Annotated in this window: 8 protein-coding genes; 6 read left to right on the forward strand and 2 right to left on the reverse strand. The window is 69.5% G+C overall.

Features of this window, described 5'->3' with window-relative positions; translation table 11 throughout:
- Nucleotides 1-262: 262 nt before the first annotated feature.
- From AC5Y46_RS16830 to AC5Y46_RS16840, 3 genes are read left to right on the forward strand one after another with little or no spacing between them, the layout of a single operon-like run.
- On the forward strand, nt 263-4,948 hold the full coding sequence (locus tag AC5Y46_RS16830) for a PE family protein (RefSeq protein WP_499992366.1): 4,686 nt from the start codon (nt 263-265) through the stop codon (nt 4,946-4,948).
- Between the two features lie 18 nt (nt 4,949-4,966).
- Entirely contained in the window at nt 4,967-5,503 is a 537-nt protein-coding gene (locus tag AC5Y46_RS16835) for an FAS1-like dehydratase domain-containing protein (RefSeq protein ID WP_499992318.1), read from the forward strand.
- Nucleotides 5,496-5,951 (forward strand): MaoC/PaaZ C-terminal domain-containing protein, encoded by a 456-nt coding sequence (locus AC5Y46_RS16840; protein ID WP_499992320.1) that lies wholly within the window; start codon nt 5,496-5,498, stop codon nt 5,949-5,951. The genes AC5Y46_RS16835 and AC5Y46_RS16840 overlap by 8 nt, the downstream gene beginning before the upstream one ends.
- 1 nt (nt 5,952) lies before the next feature.
- On the opposite strand, the gene AC5Y46_RS16845 is transcribed toward AC5Y46_RS16840, so the two are convergent.
- Entirely contained in the window at nt 5,953-7,419 is a 1,467-nt protein-coding gene (locus AC5Y46_RS16845; protein WP_499992321.1) for an aldehyde dehydrogenase, read from the reverse strand.
- 84 nt (nt 7,420-7,503) lie between these two features.
- On the opposite strand from AC5Y46_RS16845, the gene AC5Y46_RS16850 reads away from it, so the two are divergent.
- A complete protein-coding gene (locus AC5Y46_RS16850) occupies nt 7,504-8,823 on the forward strand; it encodes a lipocalin-like domain-containing protein (protein WP_499992322.1) in 1,320 nt (439 codons plus the stop codon).
- Here the strand turns inward: AC5Y46_RS16850 and AC5Y46_RS16855 are convergent.
- On the reverse strand, nt 8,812-9,951 hold the full coding sequence (locus AC5Y46_RS16855) for an aromatic ring-hydroxylating oxygenase subunit alpha (RefSeq protein WP_499992323.1): 1,140 nt from the start codon (nt 9,949-9,951) through the stop codon (nt 8,812-8,814). The genes AC5Y46_RS16850 and AC5Y46_RS16855 overlap by 12 nt on opposite strands.
- Nucleotides 9,952-10,362: 411 nt before the next feature.
- Here AC5Y46_RS16855 and AC5Y46_RS16860 point away from each other — a divergent pair, with 411 nt between their 5' ends.
- Together AC5Y46_RS16860 and AC5Y46_RS16865 are read left to right on the forward strand one after the other, a co-directional pair.
- Nucleotides 10,363-11,079, forward strand: a complete 717-nt coding sequence (locus tag AC5Y46_RS16860; protein ID WP_499945663.1) for a DUF1906 domain-containing protein — start codon at nt 10,363-10,365, stop codon at nt 11,077-11,079.
- A gap of 525 nt (nt 11,080-11,604) precedes the next feature.
- Nucleotides 11,605-20,823, forward strand: a complete 9,219-nt coding sequence (locus AC5Y46_RS16865) for a fatty acid synthase subunit beta domain-containing protein (protein WP_499945662.1) — start codon at nt 11,605-11,607, stop codon at nt 20,821-20,823.
- The last annotated feature ends 24 nt before the right edge of the window (nt 20,824-20,847 follow it).

The raw sequence follows: 20,847 nt of genomic DNA on the forward strand, positions 1-20,847 counted from the left end.
TAATGGTGGTGCCGGTGGGGTCGGCGGACAGGCCGCTGATGGCACCGCAGCGGTCTCGGGTGCCGGCGGTAACGCCGGCAACGGCGGTAACGGCGCGACCCCTGGTGACGGCGGTGACGGGGCCTCTGGCGGCTCGCTCACGGGTCAGGGTGGGGCTGGTGGGGCTGGTGGCAACACCGGATTCGGCGGCGCGGGCGGCACGGGCGGCAGTGGTAGCAGTGTGGGCAATGATGGCGTGGCCGGGGCCACCCCGACCGGGGTGATGGGTAACGGTGGCGCCGGCGGGGCGGGTTCTCATGCCGCCGCGGCCGGCGCTAGTGGCGGCGACGGTGGCGCGGGCGGTGCCGGCGGCAACCGCGGCAATGGCGGCGCCGGTGGTGCGGGCGGTGATGGTGCGACTGGCGCGGCCGGGGTGGATGGGGTCAACCCTGACGACCCGGGCGGGGTCGGCGGGGTGGGCGGTAGGGGTGGTGCCGGCGGGACCGGCGGTCTGGGTGGCGCACTGAGCGGTGACGGCGGGAACGGCGGCAGGGGCGGGACCGGCGGGGTCGGTGGCACCGGCGGGGCCGGTGTCGATGGGGCGGACGCGGTCACGGCCGGCGGAATCGGGTTTGACGGTGGTGACGGCGGTGCCGGTGGTACCGGCGGGCTGGGTGGTGCCGGCGGCGTCGGCGGCGGGCATCAGGCTGCCGGATACAGCGACGGGGCCCACGGGGTCGGCGGCACCGGCGGTGCGGGCGGCACTGCCGGCGCCGGCGGCGACGGCGGTACCGGCGGTGCCGGGATCGACGCGGCCACTGGAGGTGCGGGTGGTGCCGGCGGCAATGGTGGCGACGCGGGCGCGGTGGGCCAGGGCGGTGCCGGTGGCGACAGCGGCGGTGGCGCCACTGGTGCCAAGGGCGCGGCTGGTCAGTTGCCGACCGGGACCTCGGGCAATGGTGGCGCCGGCGGTAAGGGTGGCAGTGCGACCGTCCCGGCGCCGGGTGATCTGCCCGGCACGGGTGGGCAAGGCGGGTCGGGCGGCAACGGCGGCAACCTGGGCACCGGTGGCACCGGTGGCGCCGGTGGCAACGGCGCGACAGGCGCGGTCGGTGCAGGCGGGGTCAATTCCGGCGATCCGGGTGCCAATGGTGGTGCCGGTGGTGCCGGTGGTGCCGGTGGTACTGGCGGCTTAGGTGGGTCGTTGCGCGGTGACGGCGGGACCGGCGGGCTCGGCGGGACCGGTGGCGGCGGCGGGGCTGGTGGGGACGGTGTGGATGGTGCGGCGGCCGACACTGCGGGCGCAGCAGGACAGAACGGCGGTGCTGGTGGCGACGGCGGGGTCGGTGGTGTCGGCGGCGCCGGGGGTAATGCCGGCGGCGTCGCTGCGGGTGGTTCGGGCAGCGCGGGTATCAACGGCACCGGCGGCAACGGCGGTACCGGCGGCGCGGCGGGTAAAGCCGGCGACGGTGGCTCGGGTGGTTCCGGCGCTAGTGGTGTTCCCGACGGGGGGCGTGGTGGTGATGGCGGTAATCCCGGTGCTGTCGGTGCCGGCGGTGACGGCGGATTGGTTGGCAGCGGCGGTACGGGTGGCAGCGACGGCGCCACCGGCAGTGCGGGTGCGGCGGCGACCAGCGGTGGCAACGGCGGCCAAGGCGGCCACGGCGCGAACGGCGTCCAGGGCGTCCTCGGTGGGCAAGGCGGCAATGGCGGGGCCGGCGGTAACGGCGGGTCGGTGGGCAACGGCGGGCAGGGCGGTGTCGGAGGCAACGGCGCTTCCGGTACTGCCGGCACCTCCGGCGGCGTCGGGACCGGCACCGCGGGCGGTGCCGGCACCATAGGCGGCAGCGCCGGCAACGGCGGGGCCGGTGGCCTGGGTGGCGCGATCTCAGGTAACGGAGGCAACGGCGGGGCCGGCGGTAACGGCGGTAGTGGCGGAACCGGTGGCAATGGTGGCTCCGGCGATTCGGGTGGCCTTTTCAGCTCCGGTAACCCGGGCGGGGTTGGCGGTGCCGGCGGCGACGGCGGCAACGCTGGTGCTGGGGGCGCTGGCGGCACCGCGCTGGGGTCGGGCAACGGCGGTGCCGGCGGTGCCGGCGGTGCCGCCGGCCAGGGCGGACTTGGCGGCGACGGCGGGAACGGCGGCAACAACGGCGTATTCGCCGAGGGCTCCTCGGGCGGGTCCGGCGCTGCCGGTGGTGGTGGCGGTAACGCCGGGGCCGGCGGGGCTGGCGGTGCCGGCGGGGCGGCCAACGGGTCCGGTGTCGGCGGGGTCGGCGGTGCCGGCGGTACGGGGTCGGCCGGCGGTGACGGCGGTTTCGGTGGGACCGGTGGGAGCGACCAAAGTGGCACCGGCGACGGCGGCAACGGCGGTGCCGGCGGCGATTCCGGAATGGGAGGCAGCGGTGGTGCCGGTGGCCGCGGCGGTGACTCCGCTGGCGGGGCCGCCGGGGACGGTGCTGATGGCGGCCACGCCGGCGCCAGCGGGTCTGGCGGCCAAGGCGGGTCTGGCGGCACGGGTGGTGTGGTGTCGGGTAGCGACGGTGCCAAAGGCGCCGTGGGTACGTCCGCTGCCGGGGGCGCTGGAGGGGCGGGCGGCGACGGCGGCAACGGTGCCGCAACGGCCGGCCCGTCCGGTAACGGTGGTAACGGCGGCGGCGGCGGTGTCGGACTCGGTGCCGGTGACGGCGGTGACGGCGGGACCGGCGGTGACGGCGGGTCGGTCGGTAACGGTGGCCGCGGCGGTAACGGCGGTAACAGCGGCGCCACCGGCGGCGTCGGCGGCGGCGGCGGCAATGGCGGCGGCGGCGGTGTGATCTCCGGAAACGGTGGTGACGGTGGTGCCGGCGGGAGTGGCGTCGCCGGTGGTGGATACGGCGGGCTAGGAGGTGACGTCGCGTCGGTCGGCAACGGCGGTGCAGGCGGAGTCGGCGGCTACTCAGCTGGTGGCACCGGCGGCGGCGGCGGCAACGGTGGCGCGGGCGGCGCGATCTCCGGTAACGGCGGTCACGGTGGCTCCGGCGGTGGCAGCGGTGGCAACGGCGGTAACGGCGGCAATGGTGGAGCCGGTGGAAACGCTGGGTCGGTCGGCAACGGCGGCAACGGCGGTAACGGCGGCGGTGGCGGTACCGGCGCCACTGGCGCACACGGCGTCAACGGTGCGGGCACCGCCGGAGGTGCCGGCACCACGGGCGGCAACGGCGGCAACGGCGGTGCCGGCGGCTTGGGCGGAGCGATCTCTGGCAACAGCGGCAACGGCGGCAACGGCGGCAGCGGCGGTGACGGTGGTGCCGGCGGTGGCGGCGGCACCGGCGAAAATAACTCCACCGATACCGGTGGCACCGGGGGTGGCGGCGGGACCGGCGGCAACGGCGGAGTCGGCGGTATTGGCGGCGCTGGCGGCGCGGCCCAAGGGACACGCAACGGCGGGGCTGGCGGTCTCGGCGGGTCGGCTGGCGCAGGCGGGGTCGGCGGGCTCGGCGGCGACGGCGGGACCTCCGTTTTCGGCCCCGGTGGTACAGCGGGCGCCGGCGGCACCGGCGGGGCGGGCGGTACCGGCGGCCTCGGCGGAGCCGGCGGCGCGGCCCTCGGATCAGGCACCGGCGGTGCTGGCGGCAACGGTGGCAGCGCGGGCGGAGCCGGTGTAGGCGGCAAGGGCGGTAACGGTGGGCATTCCGACCTTTCAGCTAACGGGGCCGGCGGTGTCGGCGGTACTGGTGGTGCCGGAGGTCTCGGCGGCCGGGGCGGGAACGGCGGCGACTCCGCCTCCGGCCTCGCCGGTAACGGCGGCACCGGCGCCGACGGCACTGCAGGTGCTATCGGCGGCGTCGGCGGCGTGGGTGGCGAAGCCAACAATCCCATTCAAGCGGCCACGGGTGCCGATGGTGCCGGGGGTGGCGGCGGTGCCGGCGGTAACGGCGGCGATGGTGCGCCGGCGGCCGGCCCGTCCGGTAACGGCGGCAACGGTGGTGCTGGTAGTGACGGTGGTGGTGGCGGCGCCGGCAACGGCGGTGCGGGTGGTAACGGCGGGGTGGTCGGCAACGGTGGCGATGGCGGTGCAGGCGGTAACGGCACGGCCGGCAGGTCCGGCTCACTAGGCACCACCGGTAGTGATGGAGACCCCGGCGGCCGCGGCGGGGACGGCTCCAACGGCTTTGCCGGCGGCAATGGCGGTGCCGGCGGTGCTGGCGGTGCCATCTTGGGTAATGGCGGCAGCGGCGGCGACGGCGGCACCGGAGGCGATGGCGGCGACGGCGGCAACGGCGGCACCAGCTTCGGCCTCACCATTGGCGCCGACCCCCATACCGGCGTCGGCGGTGACGGTGGGGTCGGCGGCAAGGGTGGTGCCGGCGGCATCGGCGGCACCGGCGGCCAGGCACTGGGGTCAGGCGACGGAGGGGACGGCGGTCGTGGCGGCAATGCCGGCGACGCCGGCAAGGGTGGCAACGGTGGCCACGGCGGCAACTCTCCCTCGCAGTACGCCGAAGACGGCGCGCGCGGTGGCAACGGCGGAGTCGGCGGCACCGGTGGCACCGGCGGTCGCGGCGGGTCCGGCGGCGCGGCCAATGGGACCGGCACTGGCGGTGAGGGCGGGTCGGGCGGCATTGCCGGCAGTGGTGGCTACGGCGGCTTCGGCGGCGATGGTGGCAACGGTATCGCGGGAGATCCCCGTAGCCATGGCGCTGACGGCGGCACTGGTGGTAACGGCGGCACCGGCGGACGCGGGGGCGGTGGCGGTGATGGCGGTGACAGCCTGTCAGGCTTCGGCGGTGCTGGCGGTAGCGGCACGGATGGCGCCGATGGAGCGTGGTACGGCGAGGGCGGCCTGGCCGGCACCGGCGCAGGTGGCAACGGGAGCAACGGGGCGGACGGTCAGAAAGGCGCCGGTGGCGCCGGCGGCTCCGGTTCCGTCGGTGGCTCTGGAAACCCCCCCGGCCCCCCCGGCGCCCCCGGCAACGACGGCACGTAGGAGATACTCTGACGGTCGATGGCTGAGGACATCAATTACAGGTACGCGTTCGGGACCTACGAGGACGCGCTGAAGATGGTGGGTTTTCGCACCGAGGCCAGGATGGCGGGAACTGCGGTCAGCGGGGCGCGGATCCAGCACTTCGCCGCGCTCGTGCGCGACAGCAATCCGGCGTACTGGGACCCGGACTTCGCGACCCGGACGTGGGGCGGGCTGGTCGGTCCGCCCGCGTTGTTGATGGGCTGGCTGATTCCGCAGCCGTGGTCCGCTGACGGTGAGCGGCCGGCGGCTGGACTGGCGATCCGGGTTCCCTTGCCGGGCAAGACCTTTGTCAACGCGTCCAACGAAGCCGAGTTCCTGATCCCGGTGGTCGAAGGCGATCGACTCTCGATCGTAGAGGAGGTGGTGTCGGTGTCGGCGGAGAGAACCACCAAACTCGGTGTCGGACATTTCGTTCAGACGCTGGACACTTTCCGACGCGACGACGGGGCCGTGGTCGCGCTGAACCGCAATACTCTGTTCCGCTTCAACCCGCGGGAGGTGACGGATGACTGATGGACCGCACGAGCGCCGGTTCGACTGGCATGGGTTGATCGTCCCCGTCGAACTGCCTGATGTCGTGGACGAGATCAGCTACGAACGCGTGGTGATGAACGCGGGCGCGACCTGGGACTATTTCCCCGCGCACTTCGATCCGGAATATGCGGAGCTTCAAGGTCATCCGACGATCTTCGTCAACACGATGCATATCGCCGGCTTCGTCGACCGGGTAGGCACGGACTGGGCGGGTCCCTATAGTCGAGTCCTGCGACGCAAGATGTCGCTGTTGGGCTCGATCTATGCCGGCGACACGATGATCGGCCGCGGAAACGTTATCGCCAAGCGCTGCAACACTTCTGGTGATGATTCACAATTTCTGATCGACCTGAAGGTCGACGTCTATAACCAACGCGGAGAGCTCTGCTGTCCCGCCGAGGTCACTCTCGAGGTGCTGGCGGCATAGCTCAGCTGGGTAGCGGAGGTAGCTTTCCGTTGCACGCGATCGACTGCAACTCCACATATTCGTGCAGCCCCTCGGGGCCGAACTCGCGCCCGAGCCCCGAATGTTTGAAACCCCCGAACGGGGTGCTGATGTCGAGCATGTACATGTTGATGCCGTAGGTGCCGGTACGCACCCGCCCCGCGATCTCGAGACCGTGCGTGGTGTCGGCCGTCCACACCGAACCGGCCAATCCGTAGTCACTGTCGTTGGCGATCCGGACTGCGTCGTCCTCGTCGGTGTAGGTGAGCACCGTCAGGACCGGGCCGAAGATCTCTTCGCGGGCGATGCGCATGTCGTTGGACGCGTCGGTGAACAGCGTGGGCCGCACGTACCAGCCACGCGGTTCGGGGTTGTTGTCGCCGCCGACCACCAGTCGCGCGCCCTGTTGTTGCCCGGACCGGATGAAGTCCTGCACCCGTTGTTGTTGTCGTTGTGCGACAAGGGGTCCGATATCGGTCTTCTCGTCGGCGGGATCCCCGACGGTCATCGTCGTCATCATGTCGGCCAGCGCCTCGACGAGTTCGTCGTGGCGGCGTTCGCTGACCAGGATGCGGGTCTGCGCGACGCAGGCCTGGCCGTTGTTCATCAGGCCGGCGGTCTTCAGTCCGGCGACGGTCTTGCCGATGTCGGCGTCGTCCAGCACGATCGCCGCCGACTTGCCGCCGAGCTCCAGGCTCACCCGCTTCAGCTGCTCACCACACAGCGCGGCGATGCGGCGACCGGTGGCGCTGGAACCGGTGAAGGCGATCTTGTCCACGCCGGGATGCCGCACCAACGCCTCGCCGATCTCCGGGCCGCCGGTGATGACCGACACCACGCCCTCGGGCAGATCGATCTGTTCGATCATCTCGGCCAACCACAAGGCGTCCAAAGGGGTTTCGGGTGCCGGCTTGATGATCACCGTGCAGCCCGCGAGCAGCGCGGGGATCAGCTTGGGCATGATCAGGCATTGCGGCACGTTCCACGGGACGATCGCGCCGACCACGCCCACCGGGGCGCGCCGCAGATGCGCCTCGCCGAGCACGCCGCGGCGTCGCTCCTCCCACGGGAAATCGCGTGCGGTCGCCAGCGCCAGATGGATCATCGAGGCGGCCCCCGCCGCCTGGCCCAGCCTGCTGAAGCTGCGCGGTGAGCCCATTTGCGCGGTGATCAGATCGGCCATTTCGTCGATGTGACGGCCGTAGACGCCGGCCAGTTCCTCGACCTTGCGCATCCGCTCCTGCGGAGACAGTCGCGGCCACGGGCCGTGGTCGAATGCCCGTCGTGCGGCCGCGACAGCAGCCTCCACATCGTCGGGTCCGGCGGCGGGGACCTGAGCGATCGGTTCCTCGGTATGCGGGGATATCACCGAAAGACGTTCGGATGCAGCCGGTTTGCGCCAGTGGCCACCGATGAACAACTCGTCGTACGAGCGGGGGTTCGCCGTCATCGGGGCACCACCTCAGGGCAAGCAGACGGTCATTTTCGCTATTGATGTTAACATTGCCAAAAAAGCGGGGATGAGGCGTGGAACGTGACGACTGATTGGCGCAGCTATCCGTTCCGGCTCGTCGCTGGTGACGAGCAACTCGATTTCCCCGCCGCCGAGGGTCAGCATCCCGGCCAGGAGTCCGACACCTGGTTCATCGCCGGTGAACTGAGTGCCGAGACCGGTCGGTCGTTTGCGTTCCTGACCATTTTCAACAGGAACCGCCCCGGCGGATCGATCGTCGCCGACTTCTACACGCTGGCACTGTTCGACCTGGACACCGGGGAGTACGGCACCTTCACCGATTACGACATGCCGCCGGCCAGCATGGAACCGGGCGCCGAGCCCAAACTGTCCAGCGCGGTCGGGTATCTGGGGCTGGAGTATGACACCGGCTCGGGCACCGCCACCTGGACGGCATCACGCGATGCCGACGGGAAGTTGCGGCCCTACACCTACGACGTCAGCCTGCTGGGCACCGACCAGCACGGGCAGCCCATGCGGCTGGACCTACACGTCACCCCGACTCGGTCGCCGACCCCGCTGGGCGCCTCGGTCCACAACGGCAAGATCGCCTGCTTCGGCCAGGACGACACCTACTCCTACTTCCAAACCGGTATGGCGATGACGGGGACGCTGCGCTGGGGCGAACGCGACGAACGAGTCGAGGGCACCAGCGGGCACGTCGACCGGCAGTGGTTCCCCAAATACGCCGGCGGAGGCACCGGCGAGCCGCCGCGCACCAGATCCCACGAATGGCGCACCATCAACTTCGACAACGGGGTCGACATGAGCATCTGGCGGCAGTTCCTGCGCACCGAAGGCAATGCGCTGCAGCCGTTTACCGGGATCACGACCAGCTATCCCGACGGGACTCCGCCGCAGTGCATCGAAGACTTCGACGTCGTCGTCGACAGCTACGTCCGATGGCCGGAGTCGATCCGGTCGCTGATTCGCCCGCCCGCCAAGGCCCGGTACCTGCCCGACCGCCACAGGATCACCTGCGCCGCACTGCAATTGGACATCGTCGGCGAGCCGTTGGTGCCCGCGCCGGCGCACGGCCTGCCGATCGAGTACATGGAGGGCCCGTACCGATACCATGGAACCTTGGCCGGTGAGCAAGTGACCGCCTTCGCCTTCAACGAACGTTCGCTGGCGCTGTACCGGGATTGGGAACTGCTGCAGGTACTGGAAACCGCAGTGGACGATCCGAGACTGCGGGCCGCGGTGGATGAGATCTCTGTGCTGGTGGCCGCCGGCCGACGCGATGAGGCCGTGGCATCGGCGGACAAACTGCGCAGCGCTCAAAAAGACACGCTGGCAACGATTCTCGACGATCTGATCACCGCATTGTCAACGGGCTGACAGCGCCTGTTCCCAAGCGATGTGCCGGTGCTGCAACCCCGGCTCGTTGCGGCCGAACAGAAGGTGTTCTCGCGCACCGGATTCGAGGTTCGTCTGCAACGCCTCCACCAACTTGTAGTCCTCGTCGCGGACGGTGGCGTGCGCATACTCGAAGACAGCGTGCGCGCCGGCTGCCACGGATTCGTCGGAGATGTCCAGGGGAGTGGAGTTCTGATGCACGGTGATCGACCGGCCGGGCCGGTCGCCGGGATACACCCGGAACAACTCGCCGTTGGCCATCGTCACCGAGATGACGATGTTGGGGAAGATCGCGTAGATGACGACCAGGTTGTTGAACGGAACCCACTTGTCCTCGGGGACGTTCTCCAGGTCCAGAATCGTGTTGAGCGGGAAGATCAGTCGGTGATGCGGCCCGTAGGCGTCGAACACCGTGCAGTTGCTGCGGGCGATCGTCGCGAAGGTGTTCTCGTGCACGGTGGCGAAGTGATAATTCTCCGCGAAGGTGTCCACCGCCAGTTTCCAGTTGATTGGGGTGTCGAGCACCTTCTCGCCCAGGGGAGACCAGCGTCCGATGCCCCACGAGTCGAGTTCGTCGGCCAGCGGTCCCAGGTGCGCCGTCACATCCAGCGTCGCGCCGGGAACCAGTGCCACCCAGAGAAATCCGGCGAATTCGGTGGCCGGTAGCTCGGTCAGCCCGTCGGACTTCGGCGTGGTGTCGGGGAAACCCTCGCGGCCCGGCACCGCGACCAGACGGCCGGTGTTGTCGTACGTCCAGGCGTGGTAGGGACAGGTGAACCGCTTGGCGACCCCGCATCCGGAGGCGACCTGGGACTGCCGGTGCAGGCAGACGTTGTCGAAGGCCTTGACCGAACCGTCTCCCGTGCGGGTCAGCAGGATCGACCGGCCCAGCACGGTCTTCGTGCAGTAGGCGCCCGGCCGTGGCAGTTCGGAGACATAGCCGACCAGTTGCGGGCTGTTGAGCACCATTGCCCGGTCACGGTCATGCCGCTCGCGGGAGGTGTACTCGGCCGCGGCGACGCGGTGTGTGGTCGGCGCGAGATCGGTTGTCTTGTCGCGCGCCAGTTTCAGCGCACGGCGGGCGAGGTCGATCAGCTGGTCGTGATCCATCGGAGCCCCTGTTCGCGCATGCCCGAAGCTAACTTTACTAACTTTATAGTGACAGGCGCGTCGCAGCACGCCTTCGCGGCGTTGAGTCTGCGCTGAGGGTGGGGGTTACTCGCACTTTGGCGCCCTGTGCGCAGAGTCAACTTGAAGGTGCCCGGCAGGCCAGGCGTGCTGTGTCGCCTTCGGGCGTTGAGTCTGCGCTGAGGGTGGGGGTTACTCGCACTTTGGCGCCCTCTGCGCAGAGTCAACTGGAGGTGCCCGGCAGCCAGGCGTGCTGTGTCGGCGCGGGCGTTGAGTCTGCGCTGAGGGTGCGGGTTACTCGCACTTTGGCGCCCTGTGCGCAGAGTCAATCAAATGCGCAGTGACTGGTGTGGCCGCCGTGTCTTGTGATGTTTGTGTCGTACCCTCTGGCCTATGCCGGTCTCTCGTCGCGACGTGCTCAGGATCGCGGCCACGGCTCCCGGCCTGCTGGCCCTGGGCGCAGCGGCGTCGGTGGCCGCGCCTACAGCTTCTGGCTCGCTCGGCACGCTGCTGGACTACGCGGCAGGCGTCATCCCCGCCAGCGAGATCAGGGCGGCCGGCGCGATCGGGGCAATCCGGTACGTTTCGGACCGCAGGCCCGGCGGCGCGTGGATGCTCGGCAAGCCCATCCAGCTGGCCGAGGCGCGCGACCTGCACGGCAGCGGCCTCAAGATCGTGTCCTGCTATCAATTCGGCAAGGGCAGCACCTCGGATTGGCTGGGCGGTGCGGCCGCCGGCGTGCAACACGCCAAACGTGGGATGGAGTTGCACGCGGCTGCCGGAGGTCCCTCCAATGCTCCTATTTACGCCTCGATCGACGACAACCCGTCATACGAGCAGTACAAGAACCAGATCGTGCCGTATCTGCGGTCCTGGGAGTCGGTCGTGGGACATCAGCGCACCGGGGTGTACGCCAACTCGAAAACCATCGACTGGGCGGTCAACGACGGACTGGGCACCTTCTTCTGGCAGCACAACTGGGGATCCCCCCAGGGCTACACCCACCCCGCGGCGCATCTGCACCAGGTCGAAATAGACAAGCGCACAGTCGGCGGGGTGGGCGTCGACATCAACGAGATCCTCAAGCCCCAGTTCGGCCAGTGGGCGTGACCCGGACCACTTATTAAGACTGCTGAGAGTTTTTAGCAGGCATTCCAGCAAACACTCGTTCGCTCAGCTCGCGGACGGACGGATGCGCAGCCGGCCGGCGGGCGCGGAAATACGCGACGGCCGAGGGCGAAATTTTTGAGATAACGATTTGGTAACAATACTGCCTTGAACAGCGACGTTATAGCTACTCAACCGTAACCACCTGCATGCAGGACGTTTGTCGGCAACGTCAGCATCGGTGGCCAAACGTGGTGTTACCCACGACACGGTTACCCGCGCGTAGAACTCGCCAGTAACCAATCACCTCCAAGAATTCGTAGAGATTCACATGACACCCTTATTAGGACCGCGTGCAGCGCATGGCCCCGCTCGACGACGTGCCGCCGCCCATACGCAGCACCGGTCAGACGACTACGGCTGTGATTCGACGCGGAATCGCCCGAAGTTGCCAGGCACTCGGCGGGGGACGGGTCCCGGAACCGGTCGACGCAGCCAGACGCAGAGACGCATGTAGGGAGACAAAAGGTGACGATCCACGAGCACGACAGGGTTTCCGCTGACCGTGACGGCAGCGGCCCACACAACACCCATGCTCTGGTTGATCGTCTGACAGCCGGCGAGCCGTACGCCGTCGCGTTCGGGGGTCAGGGCAGTGCCTGGCTGGAGACCCTGGAAGAGCTGGTCTCCGGGGCCGGCATCGAATCCGAGTTGGCGACACTGGCCGGTGAGGTCGAGCTGCTGCTCGAGCCGGTCGCAAGAGAACTGGTCGTGGTACGTCCCATCGGCTTCGAACCGCTGCAGTGGGTCCGCGCGCTGGCGGCCGAAGATGCCGTCCCGTCGGAGAAGCACCTGACGTCGGCGGCTGTGTCCGTGCCGGGCGTGCTGCTCACCCAGGTCGCGGCCATTCGCGCGCTGGGCCGGCAAGGCATGGACCTGGTCGAAACCCCGCCGGTTGCCGTTGCCGGACATTCCCAAGGTGTGCTGGCCGTCGAGGCGCTCAAGGCAGGCGGCGCCCGTGATGTCGAGCTGTTCGCCATCGCCCAACTCGTCGGTGCCGCCGGAACGCTCGTCGCCCGCCGACGGGGAATCTCGGTACTCGGCGACCGCCCGCCGATGGTCTCGGTCACCAACGCCGACCCGGAACGCATCGGACGGCTGCTCGACGAGTTCGCCCAGGACGTACGCACCGTGCTCCCGCCGGTGCTGTCCATCCGCAACGGACGCCGCTCCGTCGTCATCACCGGAACTCCCGAGCAGCTGTCCCGCTTCGAGCTGTACTGCAACCAGATCTCCGAGAAGGAAGAAGCCGAGCGCAAGAACAAGCTGCGCGGCGGCGACGTCTTCGCGCCGGTCTTCGAGCCGGTCAAGGTCGAGGTCGGTTTCCACACCCCGCGGCTGGCCGACGGCATCGAGATCGTCGGTCGCTGGGCAGAGAAGGTGGGTCTGGACGTCGCGCTGGCCCGGGAGATGGCCGAAGCCATCCTGGTCCGCAAGGTGGACTGGGTCGACGAGATCACCCAGGTGCACGACGCCGGAGCCCGCTGGATTCTCGACCTGGGACCGGGGGACATCCTGACCCGGCTGACCGCCCCGGTGATCCGCGGCCTGGGCATCGGCATCGTGCCCGCGGCAACCCGGGGCGGCCAGCGCAACCTGTTCACTGTCGGAGCCACGCCGGAGGTGGCCCGAGCCTGGTCGAGCTACGCGCCGACCGTGGTGCGGCTTCCCGACGGCCGCGTCAAGCTGTCGACCAAGTTCACCCGGCTGACCGGCCGCTCGCCGATCCTGCTGGCCGGCATGACCCCGACCACCGTCGACGCCAACATCGTCGCCGCCGCGGCCAACGCCGGGCACTGGGCCGAGTTGGCCGGGGGCGGTCAGGTCACCGAGGAGATCTTCGCCGACCGCGTCCAGCAGCTCTCCGGGTTGCTCGAGCCGGGCCGCACCTACCAGTTCAACGCGCTGTTCCTAGATCCCTACCTGTGGAAGCTGCAGTTGGGCGGCAAGCGACTGGTGCAGAAGGCCCGCCAGTCCGGCGCGGCGATCGACGGCGTGGTGGTCAGTGCCGGTATCCCCGAACTCGAGGAAGCCGTCGACCTGATCGGAGAACTCAACGACATCGGCATCAGCCACGTGGTGTTCAAGCCCGGGACCGTCGAGCAGATCCGCTCGGTGATCCGCATCGCCACCGAGGTGCCCACCAAGCCGGTGATCATGCACGTCGAGGGCGGCCGCGCCGGCGGTCACCACTCGTGGGAAGACCTCGACGACCTGCTGCTGGCGACCTACTCGGAGCTGCGTTCGCGCGCCAACATCACCGTCTGCGTCGGCGGCGGCATCGGCACCCCGGAGCGGGCCGCGGAGTACCTGTCCGGTCGGTGGGCGAAGGCCTACGGCTTCCCGTCGATGCCGATCGACGGCATCCTGGTCGGCACCGCGGCGATGGCGACGCTGGAGTCCACCACCTCACCCTCGGTGAAGCAGATGCTCGTCGACATCCAGGGCACCGACCAGTGGATCAGCGCCGGAAAAGCCCAGGGCGGCATGGCTTCCAGCCGCAGCCAGCTCGGCGCCGACATCCACGAGATCGACAACAGCGCATCCCGGTGCGGGCAGCTGCTCGACGAGGTGGCCGGTGACGCGGACGCGGTCGCCGAACGCCGCGACGAGATCATCGCCGCGATGGCCAAGACCGCCAAGCCGTATTTCGGCGACGTCGCGGACATGACGTACCTGCAGTGGTTGCGCCGCTACGTGGAACTTGCCATCGGAGAAGGCAATTCGACCGCCGACACCGCCGCACCCGGCAGCCCGTGGCTGGCCGACACCTGGCGCGACCGGTTCGAGGAAATGCTCAAGCGCACCGAAGCGCGGTTGCACGCCAAGGAATCCGGCCCGATCGAGACGCTCTTCTCCGACACCGCGGTGCTGGAGAACCCCGAGCAGGCCATCACCGCGCTGGTTGCGCACTACCCGGACGCCGAGACGGTCCAGCTGCATCCCGCCGACGTGCCGTTCTTCGTCACCTTGTGCAAGACGCTGGGCAAGCCGGTCAACTTCGTCCCGGTCATCGACAAGGACGTGCGGCGCTGGTGGCGCAGTGACTCCCTGTGGCAGGCGCACGACGCGCGCTACGACGCCGACCAGGTGTGCATCATCCCCGGCCCCGCCGCGGTGTCGGGCATCACCCGGGTCGACGAACCCGTCGGTGAGCTGCTGGACCGTTTCGAGCAGGCCGCGATCGACGACGTGCTGGCCACCGGCATGGAGCCCACCGACGTGACCTCGCGACGGCTGGGCCGCCCCGATGTCCGCGGACCGCTGGCCGCCGTGCTCGACGCACCCGACGTGGTGTGGGCCGGCCGCACCACCACCAACCCGGTGCACCGGATCGCCGCGCCCGGCGACTGGCAGGTGCACGAAAACCGCACCGCCACACACACATCCACCGGAGCCAGGCTCGCGGTGAAGTCCGAGGGCGACGGGGTCGTGCTCAGTGTGCCGGTATCCGGCACCTGGATCGAAATCCCGTTCACGTTGCCGCCCAACACCGTTGACGGCGGCATCCCGGTGGTGTCCACCGAGGACGCCAGCGCGGCCATGCGTTGTGTGCTGGCCATCGCGGCCGGCGTCGACGGCCCCGCGTCGCTGCCGGCAGTGCAGGACGGTTCGGCCACGCTCACCGTGGCCTGGGACCCCGAACGGGTCGCCGACCACACCGGCGTCACGGCCACCTTCGGTGAGCCGTTGGCGCCCAGCCTGACCACCGTGCCCGACGCGCTCGTCGGTCACTGCTGGCCGGCGGTCTTCGCCGCGATCGGTGCCGCGCTGACCGAGACCGGGGTGCCGGTGGTGGAGGGCCTACTCAGCCTGGTGCACTTGGACCACGCCGTTCGGCTGTCCGCCCAGTTGCCCACTGTCGACGCCGAATTGACCGTCGTCGCAACGGCTGCCGAGGCCACCGACACCGACATGGGCCGTGTGGTGCCGGTGTCGGTCACCGTGACCGGGAGCGACGGCGCGATCATCGCCGCGCTCGAGGAGCGCTTCGCGATCCTGGGCCGCACCGGTACCGCCGAACTCGCCGACCCGGCCCGGGCCGGTGGCGCGGTCTCGGAGAACGCCACCGACACCCCGCGCCGGCGCCGCCGCGACGTCACCGTCGGCGCCCCGGTCGACATGCGCCCGTTCGCCGTGGTGTCCGGGGACCACAACCCGATCCACACCGACAAGCCCGCGGCGCTGCTCGCCGGGCTGGGTTCGCCGATCGTGCACGGCATGTGGCTGTCGGCCGCCGCGCAGCACGCGGTGACCGCGACCGACGGGCAGGCGCGCCCGCCGGCGCGGCTGGTCGGCTGGACCGCTCGGTTCCTGGGCATGGTGCTGCCCGGTGACGAGGTGGACTTCCGCGTCGAGCGGGTCGGAATCGACTTGGGCGCAGAGGTTCTGGAGGTCACCGCCAAGGTCGGCTCGGAGCTGGTCATGTCGGCCAGTGCCCGGCTGGCCTCGCCCAAGACGGTCTATGCGTTCCCCGGCCAGGGCATCCAGCACAAAGGCATGGGCATGGACGTACGGGCGCGCTCCAAGACGGCCCGCAAGGTGTGGGACGAGGCGGACAAGTTCACCCGCGACACGTTGGGCTTCTCGGTGCTGCACGTGGTGCGGGACAACCCCACCAGCATCATCGCCAGCGGCGTGCACTACCACCACCCCGACGGCGTGCTGTTCCTGACGCAGTTCACCCAGGTGGCGATGGCGACGGTGGCCGCCGCGCAGGTCGCCGAGATGCGTGAGCAAGGTGCGTTCGTCGACGGTGCGATCACCTGCGGCCACTCGGTCGGGGAGTACACCGCGCTGGCCTGTGTCAGCGGCGTTTTCGAACTGGATGCGTTGCTGGAGGCGGTGTTCCACCGCGGTTCGAAGATGCACGACATCGTGCCCCGCGACGAGTTGGGCCGGTCCAACTACCGGCTGGCCGCCATCCGGCCGTCCCAGATCGACCTGCCGGACGACGAAGTCACGCAGTTCGTCGCCGACATCGCGGCTCGTACTGGCGAATTTCTTGAGATCGTCAACTTCAACCTGCGCGGCTCGCAGTACGCGATCGCCGGCACGGTGCGCGGATTGAAGGAGCTGGAGGCTGAAGTAGAGCGGCGACGCGAAATCACCGGCGGCAAGCGCTCTTTCATTCTGGTTCCGGGTGTCGACGTGCCGTTCCACTCCCGGGTGCTGCGCGTCGGTGTGGACGAATTCCGGCGGTCACTGGAGCGGTTGATGCCGCGCGACAAGGATCCCGAGGTGATCATCGGGCGTTACATCCCCAACCTGGTGCCGCGGCCGTTCACACTGGACCGCGACTTCATCCAGGAGATCCGGGATCTGGTCCCCGCCGAACCGCTCGACGAGATCCTGGAGAACTACGACGCCTGGCGTGAGCGACCGCGCGATCTGGCGCGCGTCGTCCTGATCGAGTTGCTGGCCTGGCAGTTCGCCAGTCCGGTGCGCTGGATCGAGACGCAGGATCTGCTGTTCACCGAGGAAGCCGCCGGCGGCCTGGGTGTGGAGCGCTTCGTCGAGATCGGTGTGAAGACCGCGCCGACGGTGGCGGGACTGGCCACCAACACCTTGAAGCTGCCCGAATACGCCCACAGCACAATCGAAGTGCTCAACGCCGAGCGTGACGCTGCGGTGCTGTTTGCCACCGACACCGACCCCGAGCCGGACGACGAGCCGGTGAGCGAGTCGGCTCCCGAGCCCGAGGCGGCCGCTCCCGTCGAGGCCGCGCCGGCACCGGCGCCCGCCGCCGCTCCGTCCGGGGGCCCACGCCCCGAGGACATCGGTTTCGACGCCGCAGACGCCACCGTCGCGCTGATCGCGATCTCGGCCAAGATGCGCATCGACCAGATCGAGCCGTTGGACTCCATCGAATCGATCACCGACGGTGCGTCGTCACGGCGCAACCAGCTGCTGGTGGACCTGGGCTCCGAGCTGAACCTGGGCGCCATCGACGGGGCCGCGGAGGCCGACCTGGCCGGGCTGCGCGCGCAGGTCACCAAGCTGGCCCGCACCTACAAGCCATACGGCCCAGTGCTTTCCGACGCGATCAACGACCAACTGCGTACGGCGTTCGGACCCTCGGGCAAGCGGCCCGGTGCGATCACCGAACGAGTCACCAAGACCTGGGAATTGGGCGAGGGTTGGGCCAAGCACGTCACCGTCGAGGTCGCCCTCGGTACCCGCGAGGGGACCAGCGTGCGCGGCGGGGCGATGGGGCACCTGCACGAGGGTGCGCTGGCCGACGCGGCCGCGGTGGACAAGGTCATCGATGCGGCGGTGGCCGCCGTCGCCGGGCGCCGTGGCGTGTCGGTTTCGCTGCCCTCGGCAGGCGGTGGCGGCGGTGCAACGGTCGACTCGGCCGCGCTGAACGAATTCGCCGACCAGATCACCGGCCGTGACGGCGTGCTGGCTTCGGCCGCCCGATTGGTGCTGGGTCAGCTCGGCCTGGACGACCCGGTGAGCACAGCACCGACGGCCACCGACGCCGAGCTCATCGACTTGGTGACCGCCGAATTGGGCGCGGATTGGCCACGTTTGGTGGCACCGGTGTTCGACGCGAAGAAGGCGATCGTCTTCGACGACCGCTGGGCCAGTGCCCGTGAGGATTTGGTCAAGCTGTGGCTCACCGACGAGGGTGACATCGACGCCGACTGGGTGCGTCTGTCCGAGCGGTTCGAAGGTGCCGGACACGTCGTGGCGACCCAGGCCACCTGGTGGCAGGGTAAGTCCCTGGCCGCGGGCCGGCAGGTGCACGCCTCGCTGTACGGACGGATCGCCGCCGGTGCCGAGAACCCCGACGCCGGGCCGTACAGCGGCGAAATCGCCGTCGTGACAGGCGCTTCCAAGGGTTCGATCGCTGCATCGGTGGCCGCGCGGTTACTCGACGGCGGTGCCACCGTGGTCGCCACCACCTCGAAGTTGAACGACGAGCGACTGGCGTTCTACCGCAACCTCTACCGCGACCATGCCCGCTACGGTGCGGCGCTGTGGGTGGTGCCGGCCAACATGGCGTCCTACTCCGACATCGACGCCCTGGTCGAGTGGGTCGGCACGGAGCAGGTCGAAAGTCTTGGGCCGCAATCGATCCACATCAAGGATGCACAAACCCCGACGTTGTTGTTCCCGTTCGCCGCACCGCGCGTCGTCGGGGATCTGTCCGAGGTCGGTGCCCGCGCCGAGATGGAGATGAAGGTGCTGCTGTGGGCCGCGCAACGGCTGATCAGCGGACTGTCGAAGATCGGCGCCGAACGCGACATCGCTTCACGTTTGCACGTGGTGCTTCCCGGGTCGCCCAACCGTGGAATGTTCGGTGGCGACGGAGCTTACGGTGAAGCCAAGTCGGCGCTGGATGCGGTGGTGACTCGCTGGCACGCCGAGACCTCGTGGGCCGAACGGGTCAGCCTGGCGCACGCGCTGATCGGCTGGACCCGCGGTACCGGACTGATGGGTCACAACGACGCCATCGTCACCGCCGTCGAAGAGGCTGGCGTCACAACGTATTCCACCGACGAGATGGCGGCGATGCTGCTCGGACTGTGCGACGTGGAATCCAAGGTCGCCGCGTCGAGTGCGCCGATCAAGGCCGACTTCACCGGTGGGCTGGCTGGAGTCGAGCTGGACATGGCAGAGCTGGCCGCCAAGGCGCGTGAGGAGATGTCCGCCGAGGCGACCTCCACTGATGACGCTCCGGCCGAAGGCACCATCGCGGCCCTGCCGTCGCCGCCGCGCGGCTACACCCCGGTGCCGCCCCCGCAGTGGGACGACCTCGCCGTCGACCCCGCCGACCTGGTGGTGATCGTCGGCGGTGCGGAACTCGGTCCCTACGGCTCGTCACGCACCCGTTTCGAGATGGAGGTCGAGAACGAACTGTCCGCGGCCGGCGTGCTGGAACTGGCCTGGACCACCGGGCTGATCCGCTGGGAGGACGACCCCCAACCGGGTTGGTACGACACACAATCCGGCGATCTGGTCGACGAGTCCGAATTGGTCGAGCGCTACCACGACACCGTCGTCGAGCGCTGCGGCATCCGCGAGTTCGTCGACGACGGCGCGATCGACCCCGACCACGCGTCGCCGTTGCTGGTCTCGGTGTTCCTGGACAAGGACTTCAGCTTCGTCGTGTCCTCGGAAGCCGAGGCGCGGTCCTTCGCCGAGTTCGACCCCGAGCACACGGTGATCAAGCCGGCACCCGACTCCAGCGACTGGCAGGTCACCCGCCGGGCCGGCACCGAGATCCGGGTGCCGCGTAAGACCAAGCTGTCCCGCGTCGTCGGCGCGCAGATACCCACCGGATTCGACCCGACCGTCTGGGGCATCAGCCCGGACATGGCCACGTCGATCGACCGGGTGGCGCTGTGGAACATCGTCACCACCGTCGACGCGTTCCTGTCCGCCGGCTTCAGCCCGGCCGAGGTGATGCGCTACGTGCACCCGAGCCTGGTGGCCAGCACCCAGGGCACCGGCATGGGTGGCATGACTTCGATGCAGACCATGTATCACGGCAACCTGCTCGGCCGTAACAAGCCGAATGACATCCTGCAGGAAGTGCTGCCGAATGTCGTTGCCGCGCATGTGATTCAGTCCTACGTCGGTAGTTACGGCTCGATGATCCACCCGGTCGCGGCGTGTGCGACGGCAGCGGTGTCGGTCGAGGAGGGTGTGGACAAGATCCGGCTGGGCAAGGCCGAACTCGTGGTCGCGGGCGGGGTGGACGACCTGACGCTGGAAGCCATCATCGGCTTCGGCGACATGGCCGCCACCGCCGACACCTCGATGATGCGTGGCCGCGGCATCGACGACTCGAAGTTCTCCCGGCCCAACGACCGGCGCCGGCTGGGCTTCGTCGAGGCGCAGGGCGGCGGCACCATCCTGCTCGCGCGCGGCGACCTGGCCCAGCGGATGGGACTGCCGGTGCTCGCGGTGGTGGCCTACGCGCAGTCGTTTGCGGACGGTGTGCACACCTCGATCCCGGCCCCGGGCCTGGGCGCGTTGGGTGCGGGCCGCGGTGGCAAGGACTCGCAGTTGGCGCGGTCGCTGGCCAAGCTCGGCGTGACCGCCGATGACATCGCGGTGGTTTCCAAGCACGACACGTCGACGCTGGCCAATGACCCCAACGAGACCGAACTGCACGAGCGGCTCGCCGACTCGTTGGGCCGCTCCGAAGGTGCGCCGTTGTTCGTGGTGTCGCAGAAGAGCCTGACCGGTCACGCCAAGGGCGGCGCGGCGGTGTTCCAGACGATGGGGCTGTGCCAGATGCTGCGCGACGGGGTCATTCCACCCAACCGCAGCCTGGATTGCGTCGACGACGAACTGGCCGGCTCGGCGCACTTCGTCTGGTTGCGCGACACGCTGCGCCTCGGGGACAGATTCCCGCTCAAGGCAGGACTGCTGACCAGCCTCGGGTTCGGCCACGTGTCGGGTCTGGTGGCACTGGTGCACCCGCAGGCGTTCATCGCCTCGTTGGAGCCCGCGGAGCGCGCGGATTACCAGAAGCGTGCGGACAGTCGCCTGTTGGCCGGTCGGCGCCGGCTGGCCTCGGCGATCGCCGGGGGTGAGCCGATGTACCAGCGGCCGCCGGACCGGCGCTTCGATCACGGCGGCCCGGAGAAGCCGCAGGAGGCGTCGATGTTGCTGAGCGCGGCCGCCCGGTTGGGTGAGGGCGGGGCCTACCAGGTGTCTGCGGAATAAGCCGGCACATCAGTTAACCTCACC

It is taken from the genome of Mycobacterium sp. NGS59 (genome assembly GCF_059812345.1).